The 24,142-nt window shown below is 44.5% G+C and carries 30 protein-coding genes, 13 tRNA genes and 3 rRNA genes; all 46 read left to right on the forward strand.

Annotated elements, in window-relative coordinates; genetic code table 11:
* The first annotated feature begins 10 nt into the window (after positions 1-10).
* The gene (gene rplB, locus A0O21_RS10090; protein ID WP_067064803.1) at positions 11-844 is read left to right on the forward strand and encodes a 50S ribosomal protein L2; all 834 of its coding nucleotides are present in this window, start codon (positions 11-13) and stop codon (positions 842-844) included.
* Between the two features lie 289 nt (positions 845-1,133).
* A complete protein-coding gene (gene rpsS, locus A0O21_RS10095) occupies positions 1,134-1,412 on the forward strand; it encodes a 30S ribosomal protein S19 (RefSeq protein WP_003079295.1) in 279 nt (92 codons plus the stop codon).
* A gap of 17 nt (positions 1,413-1,429) precedes the next feature.
* Positions 1,430-1,774 (forward strand): 50S ribosomal protein L22, encoded by a 345-nt coding sequence (rplV, locus tag A0O21_RS10100; protein WP_067064805.1) that lies wholly within the window; start codon positions 1,430-1,432, stop codon positions 1,772-1,774.
* Positions 1,775-1,786: 12 nt separating this feature from the next.
* Complete coding sequence (rpsC, locus tag A0O21_RS10105) at positions 1,787-2,440, forward strand: 30S ribosomal protein S3 (protein WP_067064808.1); 654 nt, start codon at positions 1,787-1,789, stop codon at positions 2,438-2,440.
* 3 nt (positions 2,441-2,443) lie between these two features.
* A complete protein-coding gene (gene rplP / locus A0O21_RS10110; RefSeq protein WP_067064810.1) occupies positions 2,444-2,857 on the forward strand; it encodes a 50S ribosomal protein L16 in 414 nt (137 codons plus the stop codon).
* A gap of 9 nt (positions 2,858-2,866) precedes the next feature.
* Entirely contained in the window at positions 2,867-3,076 is a 210-nt protein-coding gene (gene rpmC, locus A0O21_RS10115) for a 50S ribosomal protein L29 (protein ID WP_067064813.1), read from the forward strand.
* Positions 3,077-3,099: 23 nt separating this feature from the next.
* Positions 3,100-3,360, forward strand: coding sequence for a 30S ribosomal protein S17 (rpsQ, locus tag A0O21_RS10120; RefSeq protein WP_067064815.1), 261 nt, complete (start codon positions 3,100-3,102; stop codon positions 3,358-3,360).
* A gap of 27 nt (positions 3,361-3,387) precedes the next feature.
* Positions 3,388-3,756, forward strand: coding sequence for a 50S ribosomal protein L14 (gene rplN, locus A0O21_RS10125; RefSeq protein WP_067064818.1), 369 nt, complete (start codon positions 3,388-3,390; stop codon positions 3,754-3,756).
* A 71-nt stretch (positions 3,757-3,827) separates the two neighbouring features.
* On the forward strand, positions 3,828-4,133 hold the full coding sequence (rplX, locus tag A0O21_RS10130) for a 50S ribosomal protein L24 (RefSeq protein WP_067064820.1): 306 nt from the start codon (positions 3,828-3,830) through the stop codon (positions 4,131-4,133).
* 23 nt (positions 4,134-4,156) lie between these two features.
* Positions 4,157-4,699 carry a 50S ribosomal protein L5 gene (rplE, locus tag A0O21_RS10135; RefSeq protein WP_067064822.1) on the forward strand — a complete coding sequence of 181 codons (543 nt, stop codon included), beginning with the start codon at positions 4,157-4,159 and terminating at the stop codon, positions 4,697-4,699.
* A gap of 15 nt (positions 4,700-4,714) precedes the next feature.
* Positions 4,715-4,900 (forward strand): type Z 30S ribosomal protein S14, encoded by a 186-nt coding sequence (locus tag A0O21_RS10140; RefSeq protein WP_067064824.1) that lies wholly within the window; start codon positions 4,715-4,717, stop codon positions 4,898-4,900.
* A 124-nt stretch (positions 4,901-5,024) separates the two neighbouring features.
* A complete protein-coding gene (rpsH, locus tag A0O21_RS10145) occupies positions 5,025-5,423 on the forward strand; it encodes a 30S ribosomal protein S8 (RefSeq protein ID WP_067064826.1) in 399 nt (132 codons plus the stop codon).
* 189 nt (positions 5,424-5,612) lie between these two features.
* Complete coding sequence (rplF, locus tag A0O21_RS10150) at positions 5,613-6,149, forward strand: 50S ribosomal protein L6 (RefSeq protein ID WP_067064829.1); 537 nt, start codon at positions 5,613-5,615, stop codon at positions 6,147-6,149.
* Between the two features lie 96 nt (positions 6,150-6,245).
* Positions 6,246-6,602: a 50S ribosomal protein L18 gene (gene rplR, locus A0O21_RS10155; RefSeq protein WP_067064831.1), complete on the forward strand. Its 357-nt coding sequence runs from the start codon at positions 6,246-6,248 to the stop codon at positions 6,600-6,602.
* Between the two features lie 18 nt (positions 6,603-6,620).
* On the forward strand, positions 6,621-7,115 hold the full coding sequence (gene rpsE, locus A0O21_RS10160) for a 30S ribosomal protein S5 (RefSeq protein WP_067064834.1): 495 nt from the start codon (positions 6,621-6,623) through the stop codon (positions 7,113-7,115).
* A 14-nt stretch (positions 7,116-7,129) separates the two neighbouring features.
* Complete coding sequence (rpmD, locus tag A0O21_RS10165; protein WP_067064841.1) at positions 7,130-7,309, forward strand: 50S ribosomal protein L30; 180 nt, start codon at positions 7,130-7,132, stop codon at positions 7,307-7,309.
* A gap of 217 nt (positions 7,310-7,526) precedes the next feature.
* Positions 7,527-7,967 (forward strand): 50S ribosomal protein L15, encoded by a 441-nt coding sequence (gene rplO, locus A0O21_RS10170; RefSeq protein WP_067064847.1) that lies wholly within the window; start codon positions 7,527-7,529, stop codon positions 7,965-7,967.
* 16 nt (positions 7,968-7,983) lie between these two features.
* Complete coding sequence (secY, locus tag A0O21_RS10175) at positions 7,984-9,294, forward strand: preprotein translocase subunit SecY (RefSeq protein WP_067064852.1); 1,311 nt, start codon at positions 7,984-7,986, stop codon at positions 9,292-9,294.
* A gap of 281 nt (positions 9,295-9,575) precedes the next feature.
* Positions 9,576-10,223 carry an adenylate kinase gene (locus tag A0O21_RS10180; RefSeq protein WP_067064862.1) on the forward strand — a complete coding sequence of 216 codons (648 nt, stop codon included), beginning with the start codon at positions 9,576-9,578 and terminating at the stop codon, positions 10,221-10,223.
* Positions 10,224-10,340: 117 nt separating this feature from the next.
* Complete coding sequence (infA, locus tag A0O21_RS10185; RefSeq protein WP_001040189.1) at positions 10,341-10,559, forward strand: translation initiation factor IF-1; 219 nt, start codon at positions 10,341-10,343, stop codon at positions 10,557-10,559.
* Between the two features lie 24 nt (positions 10,560-10,583).
* Positions 10,584-10,700: a 50S ribosomal protein L36 gene (gene rpmJ, locus A0O21_RS10695; protein WP_001808836.1), complete on the forward strand. Its 117-nt coding sequence runs from the start codon at positions 10,584-10,586 to the stop codon at positions 10,698-10,700.
* Positions 10,701-10,722: 22 nt separating this feature from the next.
* A complete protein-coding gene (gene rpsM, locus A0O21_RS10190) occupies positions 10,723-11,088 on the forward strand; it encodes a 30S ribosomal protein S13 (RefSeq protein ID WP_067064864.1) in 366 nt (121 codons plus the stop codon).
* An 18-nt stretch (positions 11,089-11,106) separates the two neighbouring features.
* On the forward strand, positions 11,107-11,490 hold the full coding sequence (gene rpsK, locus A0O21_RS10195) for a 30S ribosomal protein S11 (protein WP_067064867.1): 384 nt from the start codon (positions 11,107-11,109) through the stop codon (positions 11,488-11,490).
* A gap of 49 nt (positions 11,491-11,539) precedes the next feature.
* Positions 11,540-12,478, forward strand: coding sequence for a DNA-directed RNA polymerase subunit alpha (locus tag A0O21_RS10200; RefSeq protein ID WP_067064870.1), 939 nt, complete (start codon positions 11,540-11,542; stop codon positions 12,476-12,478).
* Positions 12,479-12,492: 14 nt separating this feature from the next.
* Positions 12,493-12,879, forward strand: coding sequence for a 50S ribosomal protein L17 (gene rplQ / locus A0O21_RS10205; protein ID WP_067064873.1), 387 nt, complete (start codon positions 12,493-12,495; stop codon positions 12,877-12,879).
* A gap of 312 nt (positions 12,880-13,191) precedes the next feature.
* Entirely contained in the window at positions 13,192-14,475 is a 1,284-nt protein-coding gene (locus A0O21_RS10210) for a glutamate-cysteine ligase family protein (RefSeq protein WP_067064875.1), read from the forward strand.
* Between the two features lie 237 nt (positions 14,476-14,712).
* Positions 14,713-16,269 (forward strand): 16S ribosomal RNA (locus A0O21_RS10215).
* 50 nt (positions 16,270-16,319) lie between these two features.
* Positions 16,320-16,392: transfer RNA gene (locus A0O21_RS10220), tRNA-Ala, on the forward strand.
* Between the two features lie 209 nt (positions 16,393-16,601).
* Positions 16,602-19,503 (forward strand): 23S ribosomal RNA (locus tag A0O21_RS10225).
* 69 nt (positions 19,504-19,572) lie between these two features.
* Positions 19,573-19,688, forward strand: a 5S ribosomal RNA gene (gene rrf / locus A0O21_RS10230).
* Together the 16S, 23S and 5S rRNA genes with 13 tRNA genes alongside form the textbook arrangement of a ribosomal RNA operon.
* Before the next feature lie 98 nt (positions 19,689-19,786).
* Positions 19,787-19,859: transfer RNA gene (locus tag A0O21_RS10235), tRNA-Val, on the forward strand.
* Positions 19,860-19,883: 24 nt separating this feature from the next.
* A tRNA-Gly gene (locus A0O21_RS10240) sits at positions 19,884-19,954 on the forward strand.
* Positions 19,955-19,985: 31 nt separating this feature from the next.
* A tRNA-Ile gene (locus A0O21_RS10245) sits at positions 19,986-20,059 on the forward strand.
* A gap of 10 nt (positions 20,060-20,069) precedes the next feature.
* Positions 20,070-20,141 (forward strand) — tRNA-Glu (locus A0O21_RS10250).
* An 8-nt stretch (positions 20,142-20,149) separates the two neighbouring features.
* Positions 20,150-20,239, forward strand: a tRNA-Ser gene (locus tag A0O21_RS10255).
* Positions 20,240-20,322: 83 nt separating this feature from the next.
* Positions 20,323-20,396, forward strand: a tRNA-Met gene (locus tag A0O21_RS10260).
* Positions 20,397-20,411: 15 nt separating this feature from the next.
* Positions 20,412-20,484: transfer RNA gene (locus A0O21_RS10265), tRNA-Phe, on the forward strand.
* 21 nt (positions 20,485-20,505) lie between these two features.
* Positions 20,506-20,586 (forward strand) — tRNA-Tyr (locus tag A0O21_RS10270).
* Positions 20,587-20,590: 4 nt separating this feature from the next.
* Positions 20,591-20,661 (forward strand) — tRNA-Trp (locus A0O21_RS10275).
* Between the two features lie 15 nt (positions 20,662-20,676).
* Positions 20,677-20,749: transfer RNA gene (locus A0O21_RS10280), tRNA-His, on the forward strand.
* Between the two features lie 8 nt (positions 20,750-20,757).
* Positions 20,758-20,829: transfer RNA gene (locus A0O21_RS10285), tRNA-Gln, on the forward strand.
* A gap of 12 nt (positions 20,830-20,841) precedes the next feature.
* Positions 20,842-20,925, forward strand: a tRNA-Leu gene (locus A0O21_RS10290).
* 306 nt (positions 20,926-21,231) lie between these two features.
* Positions 21,232-22,077, forward strand: a complete 846-nt coding sequence (gene ispE, locus A0O21_RS10295) for a 4-(cytidine 5'-diphospho)-2-C-methyl-D-erythritol kinase (protein WP_067064876.1) — start codon at positions 21,232-21,234, stop codon at positions 22,075-22,077.
* Positions 22,078-22,154: 77 nt separating this feature from the next.
* Positions 22,155-22,598 (forward strand): zinc-dependent MarR family transcriptional regulator, encoded by a 444-nt coding sequence (locus A0O21_RS10300; RefSeq protein WP_067064877.1) that lies wholly within the window; start codon positions 22,155-22,157, stop codon positions 22,596-22,598.
* A gap of 2 nt (positions 22,599-22,600) precedes the next feature.
* Positions 22,601-23,311 carry a metal ABC transporter ATP-binding protein gene (locus A0O21_RS10305; protein WP_067064878.1) on the forward strand — a complete coding sequence of 237 codons (711 nt, stop codon included), beginning with the start codon at positions 22,601-22,603 and terminating at the stop codon, positions 23,309-23,311.
* A complete protein-coding gene (locus A0O21_RS10310; RefSeq protein WP_067064880.1) occupies positions 23,304-24,119 on the forward strand; it encodes a metal ABC transporter permease in 816 nt (271 codons plus the stop codon). Before A0O21_RS10305 ends, A0O21_RS10310 begins: the two co-directional genes overlap by 8 nt.
* Positions 24,120-24,142: the final 23 nt, after the last annotated feature.

Consider the following 24,142-nt stretch of genomic DNA (forward strand, 5'->3'; position numbering starts at 1 on the left):
AGGAAATAAGGTGGGTATTAAAGTTTATAAACCAACGACAAATGGCCGTCGTAATATGACTTCTTTGGATTTTGCAGAAATCACTACAACAACTCCGGAGAAATCATTACTTGTTCCTTTGAAGAGCAAGGCCGGCCGCAATAACCAAGGCCGCATCACTGTCCGCCATCAGGGCGGGGGACATAAGCGCCACTACCGTTTGATTGACTTCAAACGTAATAAAGACGGCGTTGAAGCAGTTGTTAAGACAATTGAATATGATCCGAACCGTACAGCTAATATCGCTTTGGTGCACTATACAGATGGGGTAAAGGCCTATATTCTTGCGCCGAAAGGCCTCGAAGTTGGGCACCGCATTGTATCCGGTCCTGATGCTGATATTAAGGTTGGGAATGCTCTGCCGTTAGCAAATATTCCGGTCGGTACTATTGTTCACAATATTGAACTTAAGCCAGGCAGAGGAGCTGAGCTTATCCGTGCTGCCGGCGCATCAGCCCAAGTGCTGGGGCAGGAGGGCAAATACGTGCTTGTACGCCTGCAGTCAGGCGAAGTTCGGATGATTCTGGGCACTTGCCGGGCAACAATAGGTACTGTCGGGAATGAACAGCAAAGCCTAATCAATGTCGGTAAGGCTGGGCGCAGCCGCTGGAAAGGGATTCGCCCTACAGTTCGCGGTTCCGTAATGAACCCTAATGACCACCCGCACGGTGGTGGTGAAGGTAAAGCGCCGGTTGGACGCAAAGCGCCTTCTACTCCATGGGGCAAACCTGCACTGGGCTTGAAAACACGGAGTAAAAAAGCTAAATCTAATAAACTTATTGTTCGTCGCCGTAACGAAAAATAGGCGTTTGAACAACGATTAGCTGCAAAATCAAATGAGCGGCTGTGTATTTTGCTTGCTGGGGAGTCTACTTCGGGCAGGGAAAATACACTGACACGCTTTATCACTACTAACATCCGCCAGCTCGGTAGGGTAAGGACAGATAAATCTGCCTCTGTAAACCGGTTCTACGGCAATGGGCATAGTTCAATCTTCTAGTTTGCCGGCAGAAACGCTTGTACAGAGGGATTATACGATTTTTCTGTCTTATTCCCAAGCCGCTGTGGTATCTATTTAAAGGAGAAAAATTAAAATGGGACGCAGTCTTAAAAAAGGCCCTTTCGTCGATGAGCACTTGATGAAAAAAATTGAAGCTCAGGCTAACGATGAAAAGAAAAAAGTTATTAAAACATGGTCACGTCGTTCAACGATTTTCCCTAGTTTTATTGGTTATACAATCGCTGTTTACGATGGCCGCAAACATGTTCCTGTCTATATTCAGGAAGACATGGTAGGCCATAAGCTAGGTGAATTTGCACCGACTAGAACTTACAAAGGTCACGCAGCTGACGATAAGAGAACACGTCGTTAATAGGAGGAGAAAACACAATGGCAGAAATTACTTCAGCTAAAGCAATGGCTCGTACAGTGCGTGTTTCGCCTCGGAAAACACGTCTTGTGCTTGATCTTATTCGAGGGAAAAATGTTGCTGACGCAATTGCAATTTTAAAGTTTACACCTAATAAAGCCGCTCGTGTGGTTGAAAAAACCCTTAATTCAGCCATCGCCAATGCAGAAAACAACTTTGGTTTAGAGAAGGCTGATTTAGTGGTATCTGAAACATTCGCTAATGAGGGACCGACGATGAAACGTTTCCGTCCCCGTGCGAAAGGGTCGGCTTCGCCGATTAACAAACGGACAACTCACGTTACTGTAGTTGTAGCAGAAAAATAAGGAGGTAAAATCGTGGGTCAAAAAGTACATCCAATTGGTATGCGTGTCGGAATCATCCGTGACTGGGATGCGAAATGGTATGCTGAAAAAGAATACGCGGATTACCTTCATGAAGATCTGGCGATCCGTAAATTTATCAACAAAGAATTGGCAGATGCTTCAGTTTCTACCATTGAAATTGAGCGTGCTGTCAATAAAGTAATTGTAACAGTTCATACTGCTAAGCCTGGTATGGTTATCGGGAAAGGCGGTTCTAATGTTGATGCTCTTCGTGCACAGCTTAATAAACTGACAGGTAAGCAAGTACACATCAATATTATTGAAATTAAAGCACCGGACCTCGATGCTCATCTCGTCGGCGAAAATATTGCCCGTCAGCTCGAGCAGCGTGTTGCTTTCCGCCGTGCTCAAAAACAAGCTATTCAGCGGACAATGCGTGCGGGAGCTAAAGGAATTAAAACTCAAGTTTCCGGCCGTTTAAACGGTGCTGATATTGCGCGGAGCGAAGGCTACTCTGAAGGAACAGTTCCGCTTCACACGCTTCGTGCTGATATTGATTATGCTTGGGAAGAAGCTGACACAACCTATGGTAAACTCGGTGTTAAAGTCTGGATTTACCGCGGCGAGGTTCTTCCTGAACGTAAAAACACTAAAGGAGGGAAATAACAAATGTTAGTACCTAAACGTGTTAAACACCGCCGCGAATTTCGCGGAAAAATGCGTGGTGAGGCTAAAGGCGGCAAACAAGTCGATTTTGGTGAATACGGTCTTCAGGCAACAAGCAGCCACTGGATTTCCAACCGCCAAATTGAAGCTGCCCGTATTGCTATGACACGCTACATGAAACGTGGCGGTAAAGTTTGGATTAAAATTTTCCCTCATAAATCATACACCGCAAAAGCAATCGGTGTACGTATGGGATCTGGTAAAGGGGCACCTGAAGGCTGGGTGGCACCAGTTAAACGCGGCAAAGTAATGTTTGAAGTTGCAGGTGTTTCTGAAGAAGTGGCGCGTGAAGCCCTTCGTCTGGCCAGTCACAAGCTGCCGGTTAAAACTAAATTCGTAAAACGTGAAGCAGAGTAAGGAGAAGACATGAAACTTCAAGAAATTAAAGATTTTGTTAAAGAGCTTCGTGGCTTGTCTCAAGAAGAGCTTGCTAAAAAAGAAAACGAACTCAAAAAAGAATTATTTGACCTTCGTTTCCAAGCTGCAGCAGGTCAGCTTGATCAAACTGCACGTTTGCGCGAAGTAAAAAAACAAATTGCCCGTGTTAAGACTGTGCAGGCTGAAACGAAAGAATAGATTGGGAAAGGAGTCTTCTAATAATGGAACGTAATAAACGTAAAGTTCTTATTGGACGTGTTGTGTCTGATAAGATGGACAAAACAATTACTGTTATAGTTGAAACCAAGCGTAATCACCCAGTCTATGGCAAGCGTATCAACTATTCAAAGAAATATAAAGCACATGATGAAAACAACCTCGCTAAAGAAGGCGATATCGTTCGTATCATGGAAACTCGTCCGCTGTCGGCTACAAAACATTTCCGTCTTGTCGAAGTGATCGAGAAAGCTGTTATTATCTAATATTGAAACTAAAAGGAGACAATTGAAATGATTCAACAAGAAACTCGCTTGAAAGTTGCTGATAATAGCGGTGCTCGTGAAATCCTGACTATTAAAGTACTTGGTGGTTCAGGACGAAAGATTGCTAATATCGGTGATGTTATCGTTGCTTCGGTAAAACAAGCTACTCCTGGTGGTGCTGTTAAAAAAGGTGATGTTGTTAAAGCTGTTATTGTTCGTACAAAATCAGGCGCTCGTCGCCCAGATGGTTCTTATATTAAATTTGACGAAAATGCAGCTGTTATCATCCGTGATGACAAGACACCTCGCGGGACTCGTATCTTTGGTCCGGTTGCCCGCGAATTGCGTGAAGGCGGCTATATGAGGATCGTTTCTCTGGCACCGGAAGTTATTTAAACCACAAACGAAGTCCCCTAGCTTGAGCTAGGGTGCCCTCAGGGCGTAAGAAATATCATAGGAGAAAATTAATGTTTGTAAAAAAAGGCGATAAGGTTCGCGTTATTGCTGGCAAGGACAGAGGAGTCGAATCCGTTGTTCTTAAAGCTCTTCCAAAAGTAAATAAGGTTGTTGTTGAAGGTGTTGCTATTGTTAAAAAACACCAAAAACCAAATGCAGCTAACCCTCAAGGTGCTATTGTTGAGCAAGAAGCGCCAATCGATGCATCAAATGTGCAAGTGCTGGATAAAAACGGTGTTGCAGGGCGTGTCGGCTACAAATTTGTTGATGGCAAAAAAGTCCGTTACAATAAAAAATCAGGCGAAGTGCTTGATTAATCACGAAGGAAAGGAGAGGCATAATGGCAAATCGCTTAAAAGAAAAATATGTTAATGAAGTTGTTCCTGCTTTGACAGAAAAGTTTAACTACACTTCTGTGATGGCTGTGCCTAAAGTTGAGAAGATCGTTCTCAATATGGGTGTGGGTGACGCTGTTTCAAATGCGAAGAACCTTGAAAAAGCAGCTGAAGAATTAGCTCTTATTTCAGGACAAAAACCGTTGATTACCAGAGCTAAAAAATCAATTGCTGGCTTCCGTCTTCGTGAAGGTGTCGCAATTGGTGCAAAAGTTACTCTTCGCGGTGAACGGATGTATGATTTCTTAGATAAATTGGTAACTGTTTCACTGCCGCGTGTCCGTGATTTCCACGGTGTTTCCACAAAGTCTTTTGACGGCCGCGGCAACTATACACTTGGTGTGAGAGAACAGCTGATTTTCCCTGAAATTAATTTTGACAATGTTGATAAGGTTCGCGGGCTGGATATCGTCATTGTTACTACTGCCAATACTGATGAAGAATCACGTGAATTGCTGACAGGTCTTGGCATGCCTTTTGCGAAATAAAAAGGAGGATTTAAATTGGCTAAAAAATCAATGATTGCTAAGAGCAAGCGACCTGCAAAGTTCTCAACGCAGGCTTATACACGCTGCGAACGCTGCGGACGGCCCCACTCGGTTTACCGCAAATTCAAACTTTGCCGTGTTTGCTTCCGTGAATTGGCTTATAAAGGCCAAATTCCAGGTGTAACAAAAGCTTCTTGGTAATAATGATAAGGCTGCCTGCATAACAAATGGAGTAAGATTATAGATTTTGCTGCAGCCTTTGTATCATTCATTAACTAGCAAGTGAGTGTATCAAACTACTAGTAAATAGAGGAGAAATAATAAAATGGTTATGACTGACCCAATTGCAGACTTCTTGACACGCATCCGCAATGCCAATCAAGAAAAGCATGAAATGCTTGAGGCGCCTGCATCTAATATCAAAAAAGGGATTGCTGAAATCCTCAAACGCGAAGGCTTCATAAAAAATGTTGAAATTATTGAAGACAACAAGCAAGGCATTATTCGTGTTTTCTTAAAATACGGGCCCAACGGTGAACGTGTCATCACTAATTTGAAACGTATTTCAAAACCAGGCCTGCGTGTCTACGCCAAAAGGAGAGACGTTCCTAAGGTTCTTAACGGACTTGGAACTGCAATCATCTCAACATCAGAAGGTCTTTTGACGGATAAAGAAGCCCGCCAAAAGAATGTTGGCGGAGAAGTTATTGCTTATATCTGGTAAAGTCTCTAAAGAGATTCTGCCTAAAAATACTCATTTGAAGATGGGTTAAAGCCTGTGTGAAAAGACCGACTTGAGTTTCTGCCTTAAGTTTCCTATCTTTTCCTGGGCTTTTGCAGCCTTTGTATTGTGAGTCCCCGTGAAAACTAGTCGCCTGCGGCGGCTTGATAATCTAACAGGAGAAATTGAATTATGTCACGTATTGGTAATAAGGCAATTGTATTGCCTGCCGGTGTTGAAATCACCAATAAAGATAATCTTGTTACGGTAAAAGGCCCTAAAGGAGAGCTCAGCCGTGAATTTAACAAGGATATTGAAATTAAAACTGAAGGCAGTGAAGTAACACTGCATCGCCCCAACGATTCTAAAGCAATGAAAATGATTCATGGAACAAGCCGTGCTAATTTAAATAACATGGTAGTCGGTGTATCAGAAGGCTTTAAAAAAGAACTTGAAATGCAAGGGGTTGGGTACCGTGCTCAGCTTCAAGGCAAAAAACTCGTCCTTTCCGTTGGGAAATCCCACCAAGATGAAGTAACTGCTCCAGAAGGTATTACTTTTGAAGTGCCGTCAGCAACATCAATCGTTGTCAGCGGAATCAATAAAGAGGTTGTCGGTCAGACAGCTGCTTATATTCGCAGCCTTCGTGCTCCTGAGCCATATAAAGGCAAGGGTATTCGCTATGTTGGTGAATACGTTCGCCGCAAAGAAGGTAAAACAGGTAAATAGGAAGGCTGTAAAATATGCAGGGCTCTGTTTCTGCGTATTAAGCGCTTTGTATTTAGTAATGAAACAAAGAAAAATAATATTTAAGAGGTGAAAATTGTGATTTCAAAGCCAGATAAAAATAAACTCCGTAAAAAACGCCACCGTCGCGTTCGCGGTAAACTCTCTGGAACTGCTGATCGCCCACGTTTGAACGTTTTTCGTTCTAATAAAGGCATCTACGCTCAAGTAATTGATGACGTAGCGGGTGTAACGCTTGCAAGCGCATCAACTCTTGATAAAGACGTTTCTAACGGAACGAAAACAGAACAGGCCGCTGTTGTTGGTAAATTAGTCGCTGAACGCGCAGTAGCTAAAGGTATTTCTGAAGTGGTGTTTGACCGCGGTGGATATCTCTATCACGGACGTGTGAAAGCTTTGGCTGACTCAGCTCGTGAAAATGGATTGAAATTCTAAGAGGGAGGACACTGAATAATGGCATTTAAAGATAATGCAGTTGAACTTGAAGAGCGTGTAGTTGCGATTAACCGAGTAACAAAAGTTGTTAAAGGGGGCCGTCGTCTTCGCTTTGCAGCATTAGTTGTTGTCGGCGACCGTAACGGTAATGTCGGTTTTGGCACAGGTAAAGCGCAGGAAGTACCTGAGGCTATCCGTAAGGCTTCAGAGGCTGCTAAGAAAAATATGATTGATGTCCCAATGGTAGGAACAACAATCCCGCATGAAGTTCGGTCAGAATTCAGCGGAGCACGTGTGCTGCTGAAACCTGCGGTTGAAGGGGCCGGAGTTGCTGCTGGCGGCGCAGTGCGTGCCGTTGTTGAGTTAGCAGGTATTGCAGATGTATCTTCTAAATCGTTAGGCTCTAATACGCCAATCAATATTGTGCGTGCAACAATGGAAGGTTTGAAACAGCTTAAACGTGCTGAAGAAGTCGCTTCCCTGCGCGGGCTTTCAGTAGCTGATTTGGGATAAGAAAGGAGATTGACATGGCTCAAATTAAAATAACTTTGACTAAGTCTCCGATCGGACGCAAACCAGAGCAAAGAAAAACACTTGTTGCCCTCGGACTTAGCAAGATAAACAGTTCAGTTGTTAAAGAAGACAATGCAGCCATTCGCGGTATGGTAAACAGAGTAGCGCATTTGGTAGCTGTTGAAGAAGGCTAACTGATCTGGTTAAAGCAGCTGTGCTGTCTTGCCTCTTCACAGGCTAAAGGAAAGCAAAAGATCAATCTATTTCTTAAGCTTAGCAGACTGCTGCATATAAAAAGTTAAGTCGCGAGTTTTCTTGCGGCTTAAACTAAATTAATAGAGGCGAGTTGGTAGAGCGTAAATCCTTTGTGCTCTACTGGCGCTAGCATTTTACAAATAAGGAGAAAATTAAATGAAACTTCATGAACTCAAGCCTGCTCAAGGCTCTCGCAAAGTTCGTAAACGTGTAGGTCGCGGCAGCTCATCTGGAAATGGTAAAACAGCCGGCCGTGGACAAAAAGGCCAAAAAGCCCGCAGCGGCGGCAGCATCCGCCCAGGTTTTGAAGGTGGACAAACACCGTTGTTCCGCCGTCTTCCAAAACGCGGTTTCACTAACATTAACGCCAAAGAATACGCTCTTGTTGGTCTTGAGCAGTTAAATGTTTTTGAAGATGGTACCGAAGTGACACCGGATCTTCTTAAGAAGAAGGGAATTATCCGTTCTGAAAAATCAGGAGTGAAAATTCTTGCCAACGGTGAACTGACTAAAACTTTGACTGTTAAAGCAGCTAAATTTTCAAAAAATGCTGAAGCAGCAATCACTGCTAAAGGTGGTTCTACTGAAGTCGTTTAATGAGAGGTAGCTCATTATGTTCTTTAAATTACTCAAAGATGCCTTAAAGATAAAAAATGTCAGAAGTAAAATTTTCTTTACGCTTTTTATTATTTTGGTCTTTCGAATAGGCACCCATATCACCGTTCCGGGGATTAATGCTAAAAATCTGGGGCAGCTCAGCGACCTTCCGTTTTTAAATATGCTGAATCTGGTGAGTGGTAATGCTCTGGGCAATTTTTCAGTATTTTCAATGGGGGTCAGTCCTTATATTACGGCCTCTATCATTGTACAGCTCCTGCAAATGGACATTGTCCCGCGCTTTGTTGAGTGGAGCAAGCAAGGAGAAGTTGGCCGCCGAAAACTCAATCAGGCGACCCGCTATATCTCTTTGGTGTTTGCCTTTGTCCAATCTATCGGTATCGCCTACGGTTTTAACACTTTGTCAAGTGTAGGGATTGTGGCAACACCTAATCTGCAAACCTATTTGCTGATTGGTGCACTGTTAACGACAGGAAGTATGATTGTGACTTGGCTGGGGGAGCAAATCACAGATAAAGGCTTTGGAAACGGTATTTCAATGATCATCTTTGCTGGGATTATCTCGTCGATTCCTAACACTGTCCGTACGATTTATGAGGACTATTTTGTCAATATCCGTGCCAGTGAATTAAATCACTCTTTCATTGTTGTCGGTATCTTAGTTCTTGCTACACTTGCTGTTATTTTCTTTACGACATTTGTTCAGCAGGCTGAGTATAAAATTCCGATTCAGTATACGAAGCTTTCGCAAGGAGCACCGACTAGTTCTTACCTTCCTTTGAAAGTTAACCCAGCCGGTGTTATCCCAGTCATTTTTGCCAGCTCTATCACCACTATTCCCAGCACGGTTATCCCCTTTTTCCAAAATGGAAGGGATATTCCTTGGCTGACTGCTTTGCAGAATCTTTTAAATTATCAAACGCCTTCAGGGATGTTTGTTTACGCTTTGCTGATTGTACTTTTTTCTTTCTTCTATACTTTCGTCCAGGTCAATCCGGGAAAAACTGCAGAAAATCTGCAGAAAAATTCTTCTTATATTCCTAGTGTGAGACCTGGTCGGGAAACTGAAGAGTATATGTCGTCCTTGCTGAAAAAACTTGCAACTGTCGGCTCAGTTTTCCTTGCTTTTGTTTCTTTGAGCCCTATCGCTGCTCAGCAATGGTTGAACTTGTCTTCAAGCGTTGCATTAGGGGGTACCAGTCTCTTGATTTTAATTTCAACAGGCATTGAGGGTATGAAACAGCTGGAAGGCTATCTTTTAAAGAGACAGTATGTTGGCTTTATGAATACAGCTGATATCAGCTGATGGCTGTATATCAAGGATTTAGATTTGTGATATTCAGATTAATGGCGGACTTGAGACAGCTTTCCGGTTTATCCAATAAAGGACTGCGAAAAGCTTTAGGACAAACTCAAGTTCGCTTATTTTGAGATAAACCCATGAATTCTAAAACTTAAGATGCCTATTTGCTTCTTTAAGATTCTAGAAATCCGGGCAGCCGAAAAAACTTTTGGGCAAACTGCCATTAGACTTAAACTGTATCAAAAAGTGTGGTTGTGCCTATTGCATTTACTAAGGAGATTAGCATGAATCTGTTGATTATGGGACTGCCGGGTGCAGGCAAAGGCACTCAGGCAGCCAAGATTGTTGATGAGTTTGGGACAGTACATATTTCTACCGGCGATATGTTTCGCGCAGCGATAGCAGATCAAACTGAGATGGGTCTGCAGGCTAAAGCCTATATGGACAAAGGGGAGCTTGTACCGGATGAAGTAACAGACGGTATCGTAAAAGAACGCTTGGCTCGGGCGGATATTGCTGAGAAAGGCTTTCTGCTTGACGGCTATCCGCGTACAATTGAGCAGGCTCATGCTCTTGATACTATTCTGTCAGGTTTAGGCTTGAAGCTTGATGGCGTTATCAATATTGATGTTGATCCATCCTCTTTATTGGAACGTCTCAGTGGACGGATTATCAACCGCAAAACGGGAGAAACCTTCCATAAGGTTTTTAATCCGCCGGTTAAAGATGAAAACTATAAAGAAGAAGATTATTATCAGCGCGATGATGATAAACCAGAGACAGTCAAACACCGTCTTGACGTCAATATTGCGCAAAGTGAGCCTATCCTTGCTCATTACCGCAAGGAAGGGATTGTTTTTGACATCGAAGGAAACCAAGGGATTGATTCGGTTTTTCAAGCTATCAAAAAAGCAGTTGAAGCGATGAAATAATTGCTCTGCCTCACTTGCGTAAGCAGAAGAGACGTGATATAATAGGCTAGTCTGGCTTATAGTGCTTATCTCTGGACACAGAGATAAGCAAATCGAAATTTAGGGGGGTGCTTTTGCGTGGCAAAAGAAGATGTGATTGAAATTGAAGGTAAGGTTGTTGAAACGATGCCCAATGCAATGTTTACTGTTGAGTTGGAAAACGGACACCAAATTTTAGCAACTGTATCAGGAAAAATCCGGAAGAACTACATTCGTATTTTGGTAGGTGATCGTGTTACTGTTGAGATGAGTCCATATGACTTGACACGCGGCCGAATCACATACCGCTTTAAATAATCGAAATAATTGGAGGGATTGAAGATGAAGGTAAGACCATCGGTTAAACCAATCTGCGAATACTGCAAGGTTATTCGCCGCAACGGTCGTGTTATGGTGATTTGTCCGGCAAATCCAAAACACAAGCAACGTCAAGGTTAAAGAAATTTAGAAAGGAGAAAACATGGCTCGTATTGCTGGAGTGGATATTCCAAACGATAAACGTGTGGTTGTTTCATTAACTTATATTTATGGAATCGGTTTGCCAACAGCGAAAAAAATTTTAGCAGCTGCTGAAGTTTCAGAGGATATTCGCGTTAAAGATTTAACAACTGATCAAGAAGACGCCATTCGCCGTGAGGTTGACAATGTTAAAGTCGAAGGAGATCTTCGCCGCGAAGTTAATTTAAACATCAAACGTCTGATGGAGATTGGCTCATACAGAGGAATCCGCCATCGCCGCGGCCTGCCTGTCCGCGGACAAAATACCAAAAACAACGCTCGTACTCGTAAAGGAAGAGCTGTTGCCATTGCTGGTAAGAAGAAATAAAATAGGAGGTGGCAAAAATTGGCTAAACCAACACGTAAGCGTCGAGTGAAGAAGAACATCGAATCCGGTGTTGCTCATATTCACGCTACATTTAATAACACTATTGTTATGATTACAGATGTGCATGGCAATGCAATTGCTTGGTCATCGGCTGGTGCTCTTGGGTTTAAAGGTTCACGTAAATCAACCCCATTTGCTGCCCAAATGGCTTCTGAAGCTGCCGCCAAATCTGCACAAGAACATGGGCTCAAAACTGTTGAAGTTTCTGTGAAAGGTCCAGGTTCAGGTCGTGAGTCGGCTATTCGTGCGCTCGCTGCTGCCGGTCTGGAAGTGACTGCAATCCGTGATGTGACTCCTGTGCCGCATAATGGTGCTCGTCCTCCAAAACGTCGTCGTGTATAATCATATAATTAGTAAGTAGTACACAAGATTCGTTTCGAGGGGGAAATAAATGATTGAGTTTGAAAAACCAATAATAACAAAAATTGATGAAAATAAAGATTATGGCAGATTTGTTATCGAACCGCTGGAGCGCGGCTATGGAACAACTCTAGGTAATTCTCTTCGTCGTGTACTTCTGTCTTCACTTCCGGGTGCAGCAGTAACATCAATTAAGATTGATGGAGTACTCCACGAATTTGATACAATCCCGGGTGTACGCGAAGATGTTATGCAGATTATCCTTAATATTAAGGGACTTGCGGTAAAATCTTACGTAAATGATGAAAAAATGATTGAACTTGATGTTGAAGGTCCTGCAGAAATTACTGCCGGAGACATTTTGACTGACAGCGACATTGAAATTGTTAATCCTGATCACTATTTATTTACAATCGCAGAAGGCTACAATTTAAAAGCAACGATGACTGTTGCAACAAACCGTGGTTATGTGCCTGCAGAAAACAATAAAAAAGATGATGCACCTGTGGGAACACTGGGAGTAGATTCTATATACACACCGGTGAAAAAGGTTAATTATCAAGTGGAGCCTGCCCGTGTCGGCAGCAATGACGGTTTTGATAAATTAACAATTGAAATCATGACTAACGGCACAATCATTCCGGAAGATGCCTTAGGTCTTTCAGCTCGCGTTCTTATTGAACATTTAAACTTGTTTACTGATTTAACAGAAGTTGCCAAAACAGCTGAAGTCATGAAGGAAGTTGAAACGGTTAATGATGAACAAGTGCTTGATCGTACTATTGAAGAATTGGATTTATCGGTGCGTTCATACAATTGTTTGAAGCGCGCAGGAATTAACACAGTTTTTGATTTAACAGAAAAAACTGAACCAGAAATGATGAAAGTCCGTAACCTTGGCCGCAAAAGCCTTGAAGAGGTAAAAGTAAAACTTGCAGATCTTGGTCTGGGCTTGAAAAACGATAAATAACATAGGAGGACAAAATGGCTTATCGTAAATTAGGACGTACAAGTTCACAGCGTAAAGCAATGCTTCGTGATCTGACTACAGATCTGATTATCAACGAGTCTATTGTTACAACAGAAGCGCGTGCTAAAGAAATCCGCAAATCTGTTGAAAAGATGATTACTTTAGGTAAACGCGGTGATTTACATGCACGCCGCCAGGCTGCTGCTTTTGTTCGTAACGAAATTGCGTCAGAAAGCTACGATGATGATGCAGATAAGTATGTATCAACTACAGCTTTACAAAAACTGTTTGACGATATTGCACCCCGTTATGCTGAGCGCAACGGAGGCTATACGCGTATTTTGAAAACAGAACCGCGCCGTGGCGATGCTGCCCCAATGGCAATCATTGAATTAGTATAAATCATCAGTTTTGTTGAGTGTTATGATGATGGATTTATAAGAAAGATAAATCTTAGTCTAGCTCTGGTCTACCGCTGGGTTTTCCCTGGCGGTAACACTCATCATGATGAAGCAACACTTGTTTGCGAAATCTTTCTAGATGCGTAGAAGGACTTCGCAAGCAGGTGTTTTTTAAATATTTGGAAGTTTATCAGTCAGAACAGCAGTTAATTTTCAATAAAAACGAACTTCAGATATCCTCTGTGAGCAACAACCATTGGTTTTTCCGTACAATTTTGCTATAATAAGGCTCAAACAAAAGAGGAGGGGCCTATGAGCACAGCGATTCATTTGTTAAAAGAAAAATATCTGCTGCCTATTCAGAAGAAGCCAGAACTCTATATTGGTGTAGAACTGGAGTTTCCTATTGTTAATTTGGCCCAAAAAGCTACAGACCTTGCTGTTGCAAAGGGGCTTTTGTCCTATTTAATCCACAGCGGCCTGCATTTCGAAGCAGAAGAACAAGACTGGGAAGGGAACCCAATCCAAGTAGTAAATGCTAATGGAGACCGCATTTTATTTGAAGTTTCGTATAACACTTTAGAGTTTGCTTTTGCCAAGGCAGAAAGTATTCAGGAGGTAGAAGCAAAATTTTCAATTTATCTTGAAGTCATTCAATCCTATTTAAGAGATAGACAGCATGAACTGCAAGGAAGAGGAATACACCCCTTCTGGAATTTAAATGACAATTCAGCCGTACGGCTGCCGCGTTATCAGATGCTTTTAGCTTTCTTGGCCCGTTCCAAGCAGAAGAAGTCATTCGCCTTTCATACTTATCCACTGTACGGTTCTTTTATATGCGGGAATCAAGTCCAGTTAGATGTCAGCCGAGATAATTATTTAAATGTTATCAATGCTTTTAATAAAATTGAAGCCGCTAAAGCCTATCTTTTTGCTAACTCGGAATTTCCCGCCGAAGATTGGGATACTAAAATTGCCAGAGACATCTTTTGGGAAGCTTCCATGCATGGTTATTTTCAGGAAAACGTGGGAGTAAATGAGAAAGATTTCCAAACAGAAGAAGAGTTTTTTGCCAATCTGGCAAAGACAGCAGTATTTACTGCAGAAAGAAAGGGAAAATGTCTGCATTTTGACCCAATAAGGGTCGATGAGTATCTAGGTAAAGATACCATCGCCGCTTTTGACTTGAAAGGGCAGGAGGTGCTCATTAAGCCAGAACAAGGAGATTTGTTCTTTCACCGCAGCTATCAGTACCAGAACTTGACAAAGCGAGGAACAGTTGAATTCCGTAGTGTTTGCACTCAGAAATTTGACAACACATTTGCGCCAACAGCTTTTCATCTGGGGCTGATAGCCAACCTAAAAGCTTTTGAACAGCTTTTGGCTGATAATGATTTTTTTGTGAAATACGGACGAGACTATAAGACTCTGCGCAGATACTTTTCCCGAAAGCAACTCAGCGCTCAGGATCATGATTATATCAACACTTTTTGTCAGCAGTTGCTGGAGTGTTCAGCCCAAGGCTTGATAAAAAGAGGCTATGGCGAAGAAGAATATTTAAAAAAATACCAAAAACCCCTTGACAACAGCTTGTAAGAGATGCTATACTAATTGAGCTGTCAGAGAGAGCTCAGGGCAGAGTTTAAGGTTGAGGAAAAAGGGGAAAAAAGTCCTTGACAGCTTTGTTCTGATTTGCTAGAATAAAGGAGTTGTCTGAAAAGTGGCAGCGTTGACCTTTGAGAACTGAATAAGACCAAGACGTGCGGGTTAAGGAATTAACCTGTCAAAATAAAAAACTGTCAGCGACAGACAAAGAACGAGTAACGTTCAAATTCGAATGAGAGTTTGATCCTGGCTCAGGACGAACGCTGGCGGCGTGCCTAATACATGCAAGTGGAACGCACAGTTTGTTGATTAACGTGTTAATGGACAGATTAGTGAGTCGCGAACGGGTGAGTAACGCGTAGGTAACCTTTCTCTCAGCGGGGGATAACTATTGGAAACGATAGCTAATACCGCATAAGATTTTTTAACGCCTGTTAGAGGATTAAAAGGAGCACTAGCATCACTGAGAGATGGACCTGCGTTGTATTAGCTAGTTGGTAGGGTAGAGGCCTACCAAGGCGATGATACATAGCCGGCCTGAGAGGGTGAACGGCCACACTGGGACTGAGACACGGCCCAGACTCCTACGGGAGGCAGCAGTAGGGAATCTTCGGCAATGGGGGGAACCCTGACCGAGCAACGCCGCGTGAGTGAAGAAGGAATTCGTTTCGTAAAGCTCTGTTGTATGAGAAGAACGGGTGTGAGAGTGGAAAGTTCACACTGTGACGGTATCATACGAGGAAGGGACGGCTAACTACGTGCCAGCAGCCGCGGTAATACGTAGGTCCCGAGCGTTGTCCGGATTTATTGGGCGTAAAGGGAGCGCAGGCGGTTTCGTAAGTCAGAAGTCAAAGGCATTGGCTTAACCAATGTATGCTTTTGAAACTGCGGGACTTGAGTACAGAAGGGGAGAGTGGAATTCCATGTGTAGCGGTGAAATGCGTAGATATATGGAGGAACACCGGCGGCGAAAGCGGCTCTCTGGTCTGTTACTGACGCTGAGGCTCGAAAGCGTGGGGAGCAAACAGGATTAGATACCCTGGTAGTCCACGCCGTAAACGCTGAGTGCTAGGTGTTAGGCCCTATCCGGGGCTTAGTGCCGGAGCTAACGCAATAAGCACTCCGCCTGGGGAGTACGACCGCAAGGTTGAAACTCAAAGGAATTGACGGGGGCCCGCACAAGCGGTGGAGCATGTGGTTTAATTCGAAGCAACGCGAAGAACCTTACCAGGTCTTGACATCCCTCTGACAGGACTAGAGATAGTTTTTTCTTTCGGGACAGAGGAGACAGGTGGTGCATGGTTGTCGTCAGCTCGTGTCGTGAGATGTTGGGTTAAGTCCCGCAACGAGCGCAACCCTTATGGTTAGTTACCATCATTAAGTTGGGGACTCTAGCCAGACTGCCGGTAATAAACCGGAGGAAGGTGGGGATGACGTCAAATCATCATGCCCCTTATGACCTGGGCTACACACGTGCTACAATGGTTGGTACAACGAGTTGCGAGTCGGTGACGGCCAGCTAATCTCTGAAAGCCAATCTCAGTTCGGATTGGAGGCTGCAACTCGCCTCCATGAAGTCGGAATCGCTAGTAATCGCGGATCAGCACGCCGCGGTGAATACGTTCCCGGGCCTTGTACACACCGCCCGTCACACCACGAGAGTTTGTAACACCCGAAGTCGGTGAGGTAACCTAATGGAGCCAGCCGCCGAAGGTGGGATAGATGATTGGGGTGAAGTCGTAACAAGGTAGCCGTATCGGAAGGTGCGGCTGGATCACCTCCTTTCTAAGGAAATGGATGCACGTTGCGGTCTTATTTAGTTTTGAGAGGTCAAGGGGGCCTTAGCTCAGCTGGGAGAGCGCCTGCTTTGCACGCAGGAGGTCAGCGGTTCGATCCCGCTAGGCTCCATAATCTAGGGGATTGAGTGATGAGGGTTAGCGCGAGTAAGCCGTTAGTCATGAGATGCGCCTAGATGAATCACCTAGATAAATCGCTGTGCGGTTTATCGACTAGTCCATTGAAAATTGAATACCTCAACCCATTTATGATGGTTTAGACCATGATAGATGGCAAGAAAAGAAACCGAAACGCTGAAAAAAACCGAGAAACGAGAATAAGGTTAAGTTAGTAAGGGCGCACGGTGGATGCCTAGGCACTAGGAGCCGAAGAAGGACGTGACGAACGACGAAATGCTTTGGGGAGCTGTAAGTAAGCGAAGATCCAGAGATGTCCGAATGGGGGAACCCGTCAGGTACAGCCTGACATCCCTGCCTGTTAAGGGCAGAGGAAGGAAGACGCGGTGAACTGAAACATCTCAGTAGCTGCAGGAAGAGAAAGCAAAAGCGATTGCCTGAGTAGCGGCGAGCGAAAGGGCAGGAGGGCAAACCGGAGTGTTTACACTTCGGGGTTGAAGGACTGCAGAGTGGTTTTAATGATGATAGAAGAATGATCTGGGAAGGTCAGCCAGAGAGAGTAAGAGCCTCGTATTTGAAATGATGATTAAGACCAAGCAGAATCCTGAGTACGGCGAGACACGAGGAATCTCGTCGGAATCTGGGAGGCCCATCTCCCAACCCTAAATACTCCCTAGTGACCGATAGTGAACCAGTACCGTGAGGGAAAGGTGAAAAGAACCCCGGAAGGGGAGTGAAAGAGCCCCTGAAACCGTGTGCTTACAAGAAGTTCGAGCCCGTTAATGGGTGAGAGCGTGCCTTTTGTAGAATGAACCGGCGAGTGACGTTTAGATGCGAGGTTAAGTTGAAGAGACGGAGCCGTAGGGAAACCGAGTCTGAAAAGGGCGAGAAGTATCTGGATGTCGACCCGAAACCAAGTGACCTACCCATGAGCAGGGTGAAGGTGCGGTAAAGCGCACTGGAGGCCCGCACCAGGGCACGTTGAAAAGTGCTTGGATGACTTGTGGGTAGCGGAGAAATTCCAAACGAACTTGGAGATAGCTGGTTCTCTCCGAAATAGCTTTAGGGCTAGCGTCGGGCGAAGAATGATGGAGGTAGAGCACTGTTTGGGTAAGGGGTCCTTCTCGGATTACCAAACTCAGATAAACTCCGAATGCCATAGATTTATGCCCGGCAGTCAGACTGCGAGTGCTAAGATCCGTAGTCGAAAGGGAAACAGCCCAGACCACCAGCTAAGGTCCCCAAATAACTATTAAGTGGAAAAGGATGTGGGGGTGCAGAGACAACTAGGATGTTAGCTTAGAAGCAGCTATTCATTCAAAGAGTGCGTAATAGCTCACTAGTCGAGTGCCCCTGCGCCGAAAATGTACCGGGGCTGAAATAGTTTACCGAAGCTGTGGATACCTTTTAGAAGGTATGGTAGGAGAGCGTTCTATAGGCGGCGAAGGTGTACCGTGAGGAGCACTGGAGCGTATAGAAGTGAGAATGCCGGTATGAGTAGCGCAAGACAGGTGAGAATCCTGTCCACCGTAAGACTAAGGCTTCCAGGGGAAGGTTCGTCCGCCCTGGGTTAGTCGGGACCTAAGGAGAGACCGACAGGTGTATCCGATGGGCAACAGGTTGATATTCCTGTACTGGTATCAGGAGTGAAGGAGGGACGCAGGAGGCTAGCTCAACCGGACGACTGGAAGAGTCCGGCCAAGCAGTAAGATGAGATAGGAGTCAAATGCTTCTATCGGGAACATTGAGCTGTTAAGGGGAGCGAAGATTAGTAGCGAAGTGAGTGATGTCCCACTGCCAAGAAAAGCTTCTAGCGGCGAATGATACCACCCGTACCGCAAACCGACACAGGTAGTCGAGGCGAGTAGCCTCAGGTGAGCGAGCGAACTCTCGTTAAGGAACTCGGCAAAATGACCCCGTAACTTCGGGAGAAGGGGTGCTGACTGAGAGGTCAGCCGCAGTGAAGAGGCCCAAGCAACTGTTTATCAAAAACACAGCTCTCTGCGAAATCGCAAGATGAAGTATAGGGGGTGACGCCTGCCCGGTGCTGGAAGGTTAAGAGGAGCGCTTAGGAGTAGTCCGAAGGTGTGAATTGAAGCCCCAGTAAACGGCGGCCGTAACTATAACGGTCCTAAGGTAGCGAAATTCCTTGTCGGGTAAGTTCCGACCCGCACGAAAGGCGTAATGATTTGGGCGCTGTCTCAACGAGAGACTCGGTGAAATTTTAGTACCTGTGAAGATGCAGGTTACCCGCGACAGGACGGAAAGACCCCATGGAGCTTTACTGCAGTTTGATATTGCGTATCTGTAAGACATGTACAGGATAGGTAGGAGCCAAAGAAGGAGGGACGCTAGTTTCTCTGGAGGCGTTGTTGGGATACTACCCTTGTGTTATGGCTACTCTAACCCGGTAGGTTAATCATCTACGGAGACAGTGTCTGACGGGCAGTTTGACTGGGGCGGTCGCCTCCTAAAAGGTAACGGAGGCGCCCAAAGGTTCCCTCAGATTGGATGGAAATCAATCGCAGAGTGTAAAGGCAGAAGGGAGCTTGACTGCGAGAGCTACAACTCGAGCAGGGACGAAAGTCGGGCTTAGTGATCCGGTGGCACCGCATGGAAGGGCCATCGCTCAACGGATAAAAGCTACCCTGGGGATAACAGGCTTATCTCCCCCAAGAGTTCACATCGACGGGGAGGTTTGGCACCTCGATGTCGGCTCGTCGCATCCTGGGGCTGAAGTCGGTCCCAAGGGTTGGGCTGTTCGCCCATTAAAGCGGCACGCGAGCTGGGTTCAGAACGTCGTGAGACAGTTCGGTCCCTATCCGTCGCGGGCGTAGGAAATTTGCGAGGGGCTGCTCCTAGTACGAGAGGACCGGAGTGGACTTACCGCTGGTGTACCAGTTGTTCTGCCAAGGGCACAGCTGGGTAGCTAAGTAGGGGAAGGATAAACGCTGAAAGCATCTAAGTGTGAAGCCTGCCTCAAGATGAGATTTCCCATAACGTTAGTTAATAAGAGCCCTGAGAGACGAACAGGTAGATAGGCTGGGAGTGTAATTAGTGTGAGCTATTGAGCGGACCAGTACTAATAGCTCGAGGACTTAACCGAGAGGTTAGGAGCGGACGGTTTTAGGAGGTATTCAATTTTGAATGGACTAGTTTTTTAGTTCAGACCGAGTTAAGTGACGCTAGCCTAGGGGATACACCTGTACCCATGCCGACCACAGTCGTTAAGCCCTAGTACGCCGGAAGTAGTTGGGGGTTTCCCCCTGCGAGATAAGGGAGTTGCTTAGCTAGGGGGGAGTTTAGCTCAGCTAAGTCGAACAGTGTTCGGCTTTGTCGCAGCGATTAGCGCACGACAGGGGCCCAGGTTGAGCTAAACTCTCATTCAAGGGAGTTTAGCTCAGCTGGGAGAGCATCTGCCTTACAAGCAGAGGGTCAGCGGTTCGATCCCGTTAACTCCCATGTTCTATTATTATTAGGTAGAAAGCGGGTGTAGTTTAGTGGTAAAACTACAGCCTTCCAAGCTGTTGTCGCGAGTTCGATTCTCGTCACCCGCTTTTTATGATTTTGGTCCCCCAAGTTTTTCTTGGGCGCGTAGCTCAGCTGGTTAGAGCGCACGCCTGATAAGCGTGAGGTCGGTGGTTCAAGTCCACTCGTGCCCATTTATTTTATGGTCCGTTGGTCAAGGGGTTAAGACACCGCCTTTTCACGGCGGTAACACGGGTTCGAATCCCGTACGGACTATATATACTGGAGGATTACCCAAGTCCGGCTGAAGGGAACGGTCTTGAAAACCGTCAGGCGTTTAACAGCGTGCGTGGGTTCGAATCCCACATCCTCCTTAAGTAATCATCTAGTAGTTTTAGAAGTATTAGAAGATTATAGGTTATTTGCTTTGGCAGATTATATTAAGATTATATTTTATCGCGGGATGGAGCAGTTAGGTAGCTCGTCGGGCTCATAACCCGAAGGTCGCAGGTTCAAATCCTGCTCCCGCAATTGGACATTCTTTTTGGCTCGGTAGCTCAGTTGGTAGAGCAATGGATTGAAGCTCCATGTGTCGGCGGTTCGATTCCGTCCCGCGCCATGATTAATATTATAATGATGCGGAAGGGTAGCGAAGAGGCTAAACGCGGCGGACTGTAAATCCGCTCCTTCGGGTTCGGGGGTTCGAATCCCTCCCCTTCCATCTTACGGGCATAGTTTAAAGGTAGAACTAAGGTCTCCAAAACCTTCAGTGTGGGTTCAATTCCTACTGCCCGTGTTTTTAGTTAATATGGCGGGTGTGGTGAAGTGGTTAACACACCAGATTGTGGCTCTGGCATGCGTGGGTTCGATCCCCATCACTCGCCTTTCATATTGGGGTATAGCCAAGCGGTAAGGCAAGGGACTTTGACTCCCTCATGCGTTGGTTCGAATCCAGCTACCCCAGTTAACAGTTTTTGCCGGCGTGGCGGAATTGGCAGACGCGCTGGACTCAAAATCCAGTGTCCTCACGGACGTGCCGGTTCGACCCCGGCCGCCGGTATAAAGCTAACTCAGTAGGAAGTTTATTCTACTGGGTTTTTTTAAACACTTTTTTGACTTTATACCCCAAGCAATAAATTAATAGATAGTTGACCTTGCTTCTTATTTAAAAGTCGTTTTGTTCTGTTAAAATAGCTGTGTTAAGGGAGTAAGATAATTAGATAACAGCTTATTTTCAAGACACTATTTTGCTTGATTTATTCAGCTGTGTTATTAGGATTTATAAGATTTTCGCTCCTTAAGTTCTCATAATGACATTATTTTTGTTATAATACTGGTAAGTATCTTATAAAAGGGTTCCGGTAGTATGTTAATCATAGAAAAAGCACCTGCGAAAATTAATTTAGGCTTGGATGTTGTTGGAAAGAGAAATGATGGCTATCATGAATTGTCAATGTTGATGGCAAGTGTTGATCTAAATGATTATATTTCTATTTCTGAGATAGAAGGTGATGATATTATTATTGAATCCAACAGCCACCGAATGCCGGTAAATGAAAAGAACGATGTTTACAAGGCGGCTTCTTTGCTGAAAGAACGTTATGCTATTCAAAGCGGTGTTAAAATCTTACTAGAAAAAAGAATTCCTATTTGTGCCGGACTCGGCGGTGGTTCAACAGATGCCGCAGCTACTTTGCGAGCTTTAAACCGTTTTTGGAATTTAGAGCTTTCCTGCGAAAAACTGCAGGCTTTGGGTTTTGAAATAGGAAGCGATGTGCCTTACTGCATTCAAGGCGGCTATGCTGCTGTCAGCGGTAAGGGCGATATTGTAGAACCGCTGGCAGTGTCTATTTCCCCTTGGGTTGTTTTGGTAAAACCTGATTTTGGTATTTCTACCCCTACGGTTTTCAAAGCTATCAATACCTCTATATCACGTGTCAATATTTCTTCTTTAAGGGCGGCTGCTGAAGCAGGCGATTATCAGCAAATGCTTCACTATATGGGGAATTCTTTGGAAGATATTACGATTATAAGGAAACCATTTATCCAGAAAATTAAGGACCGTCTGCTGAAGTGCGGGGCAGACACGGCTCTTATGACTGGGAGCGGACCGACAGTATTTGCGCTTTGTCAAAGTGAAAAGAAAGCAGATCGTCTTGTTAACAGCATGAAAGGGTTCTGCAGACAAGTTTATAAAGTCAGAGTTCTGTAGGAAGCAAAAGAAATTGCTTCTTTTTTAGTTTCATGCTATAATTAATTAACCAGTTAACAAAAAAGAGGAGGTGTTGGATGGAATCTCTAGATAAAAAAATGGATCATCTTGTTAAGAAGATTTTATTAAAAGCAGAAAATCAGCACGAGCTGCTTTTTGGTCCCTGTCAAAGCGGCGAAACACTGACAAATACTCAGGAGCATATTTTGATGCTTTTAGCACAGGAGAAATTAACGAATTCTGATTTGGCTAAACGGTTAAATATCAGTCAGGCAGCAGTTACTAAGGCTGTTAAAAGTCTCATTAAAAAAGACATGCTGGTTTCAGTCAAAGACAAGGGCGATGCCCGGGTAGTTTTTTTAACTGTGACAGAATCGGCTCGGCCTGTTGCTGAAGAGCACAGCCGGCATCATCGCTGTACTTTGGCTGTTTATCAGGAACTTCTATCGGCTTTTACAGAAGAAGAACAGGCTGTTATTGGGCGTTTTTTAGCTGTCTTTGAACAGCGTTTAGAAAGGTGACAATGCGTTATATTACAGTTCAGAATTTATCTTTTCAGTATGACAACGATCCTGTTTTAGCTGAAGTGAACTACCATCTGGACAGCGGGGAGTTTGTCACTTTGACTGGCGAAAACGGTGCAGCAAAGTCAACACTGATTAAGGCAACCTTGGGGATTTTACGCCCTAAAACAGGTTCCGTAACAATGGCTAAAAAAAATATAAAGGGCCAGAAATTGCGCTTAGCTTATCTGCCGCAGCAAATTGCCAGTTTTAATGCCGGTTTTCCTAGTACGGTTTACGAATTTGTAAAATCTGGCCGTTATCCGCGTAAGGGCTGGTTTCGTCCGCTAACCAAGCACGATCAGGCTCATATCAAAGCCAGTTTGGAATCTGTCGGAATGTGGGAGAATCGACAGAAACAAATTGGGAATCTCAGCGGCGGCCAGAAGCAGCGTGTTGTTATCGCGCGTATGTTTGCCAGCGATCCGGATATATTTGTCTTAGATGAGCCGACAACCGGCATGGATACAGGAACAACAGAGACCTTTTATGAATTAATGGCTCACAGTGCGCATCAGCATCAGAAGGCAGTTTTAATGATTACACATGACTCAGAGGATGTAAAAGGTTATGTAGATCGCAATATTCATTTGGTTCGTAACCAGAATTTACCTTGGCGCTGTTTTAATATCCATGAAAAAGATAATCGGGAGGACTTTGATAATGACTGAACTTTTGTCTTATGATTTTATGCAGCGGGCTTTATTGGCGGTTGTGGCAATCAGCACTTTTTCGCCCATTTTGGGGATTTTTCTTATTTTACGCCGCCAAAGCTTGATGAGTGATACGCTGAGCCATGTTTCTCTGGCTGGGGTTGCCTTTGGTGTTTGGCTGGGTTATTCGCCGACCTGGACCACGATTTTCATTGTCGTTTTGGCTGCTGTTTTACTGGAGTATCTCAGCCAGGTTTATCGCAATTATATGGAAATTGCGACGGCCATCTTGATGTCTATGGGGCTGGCAGTTTCACTGATTATCATGAGTCAGGCTGATAATGCCGGAAGCCTCAGTCTTGACCAATATTTGTTTGGATCAATTATTACAATCAGTAAAGATCAAGTCACAGCTCTTTTTATTATTGCTGCCTTAGTTTTGTTGCTGACCGTGCTTTTTTTCAGGCCGATGTATATTTTAACTTTTGATGAGGATACGGCCTATGTAGATGGTTTGCCGGTGCGGCTAATGTCTGTTCTCTTTAATATTGTGACTGGCATTGCCATCGCTTTGATGATTCCGGCTGCAGGAGCACTGCTGGTTTCGACTATTATGGTTCTTCCTGCCAGTATTGCTATGCGTATCGGTAAAAGTTTTAAGACGGTCATTGCTTTAGCAGTGGGTCTTGGCTTTATCGGGATGGTGTCAGGAATTTTTATTTCTTATTATGCTGAAACACCAGCCAGCGCAACAATTACCATGATTTTTATCAGTATTTTTCTGCTGCTTGCCCTAGGAAAAAAGCTATTCAAGAGCAGCCGCTAACAATCTGTCTTAACAACAAATAA

This window comes from Streptococcus pantholopis (genome assembly GCF_001642085.1).
GTDB lineage: Bacteria > Bacillota > Bacilli > Lactobacillales > Streptococcaceae > Streptococcus > Streptococcus pantholopis.

Excerpts from the sequence above, each read along its gene's own strand:
- rplE (WP_067064822.1), top strand. The coding sequence starts at position 4,157 with ATGGCAAATCGCTTAAAAGAAAAATATGTTAATGAAGTTGTTCCTGCT.
- A0O21_RS10300 (WP_067064877.1), top strand. The coding sequence starts at position 22,155 with ATGGAATCTCTAGATAAAAAAATGGATCATCTTGTTAAGAAGATTTTA.
- rplO (WP_067064847.1), top strand. The coding sequence starts at position 7,527 with ATGAAACTTCATGAACTCAAGCCTGCTCAAGGCTCTCGCAAAGTTCGT.
- rplP (WP_067064810.1), top strand. The coding sequence starts at position 2,444 with ATGTTAGTACCTAAACGTGTTAAACACCGCCGCGAATTTCGCGGAAAA.
- rpsM (WP_067064864.1), top strand. The coding sequence starts at position 10,723 with ATGGCTCGTATTGCTGGAGTGGATATTCCAAACGATAAACGTGTGGTT.
- rpsQ (WP_067064815.1), top strand. The coding sequence starts at position 3,100 with ATGGAACGTAATAAACGTAAAGTTCTTATTGGACGTGTTGTGTCTGAT.
- A0O21_RS10200 (WP_067064870.1), top strand. The coding sequence starts at position 11,540 with ATGATTGAGTTTGAAAAACCAATAATAACAAAAATTGATGAAAATAAA.
- secY (WP_067064852.1), top strand. The coding sequence starts at position 7,984 with ATGTTCTTTAAATTACTCAAAGATGCCTTAAAGATAAAAAATGTCAGA.
- A0O21_RS10210 (WP_067064875.1), top strand. The coding sequence starts at position 13,192 with ATGAGCACAGCGATTCATTTGTTAAAAGAAAAATATCTGCTGCCTATT.
- rpsE (WP_067064834.1), top strand. The coding sequence starts at position 6,621 with ATGGCATTTAAAGATAATGCAGTTGAACTTGAAGAGCGTGTAGTTGCG.
- rpsS (WP_003079295.1), top strand. The coding sequence starts at position 1,134 with ATGGGACGCAGTCTTAAAAAAGGCCCTTTCGTCGATGAGCACTTGATG.
- rplN (WP_067064818.1), top strand. The coding sequence starts at position 3,388 with ATGATTCAACAAGAAACTCGCTTGAAAGTTGCTGATAATAGCGGTGCT.
- rplF (WP_067064829.1), top strand. The coding sequence starts at position 5,613 with ATGTCACGTATTGGTAATAAGGCAATTGTATTGCCTGCCGGTGTTGAA.
- rplV (WP_067064805.1), top strand. The coding sequence starts at position 1,430 with ATGGCAGAAATTACTTCAGCTAAAGCAATGGCTCGTACAGTGCGTGTT.
- rpsH (WP_067064826.1), top strand. The coding sequence starts at position 5,025 with ATGGTTATGACTGACCCAATTGCAGACTTCTTGACACGCATCCGCAAT.
- rpmC (WP_067064813.1), top strand. The coding sequence starts at position 2,867 with ATGAAACTTCAAGAAATTAAAGATTTTGTTAAAGAGCTTCGTGGCTTG.
- rplX (WP_067064820.1), top strand. The coding sequence starts at position 3,828 with ATGTTTGTAAAAAAAGGCGATAAGGTTCGCGTTATTGCTGGCAAGGAC.
- ispE (WP_067064876.1), top strand. The coding sequence starts at position 21,232 with ATGTTAATCATAGAAAAAGCACCTGCGAAAATTAATTTAGGCTTGGAT.
- A0O21_RS10180 (WP_067064862.1), top strand. The coding sequence starts at position 9,576 with ATGAATCTGTTGATTATGGGACTGCCGGGTGCAGGCAAAGGCACTCAG.
- A0O21_RS10305 (WP_067064878.1), top strand. The coding sequence starts at position 22,601 with ATGCGTTATATTACAGTTCAGAATTTATCTTTTCAGTATGACAACGAT.
- A0O21_RS10310 (WP_067064880.1), top strand. The coding sequence starts at position 23,304 with ATGACTGAACTTTTGTCTTATGATTTTATGCAGCGGGCTTTATTGGCG.
- rpmJ (WP_001808836.1), top strand. The coding sequence starts at position 10,584 with ATGAAGGTAAGACCATCGGTTAAACCAATCTGCGAATACTGCAAGGTT.
- rplQ (WP_067064873.1), top strand. The coding sequence starts at position 12,493 with ATGGCTTATCGTAAATTAGGACGTACAAGTTCACAGCGTAAAGCAATG.
- rpmD (WP_067064841.1), top strand. The coding sequence starts at position 7,130 with ATGGCTCAAATTAAAATAACTTTGACTAAGTCTCCGATCGGACGCAAA.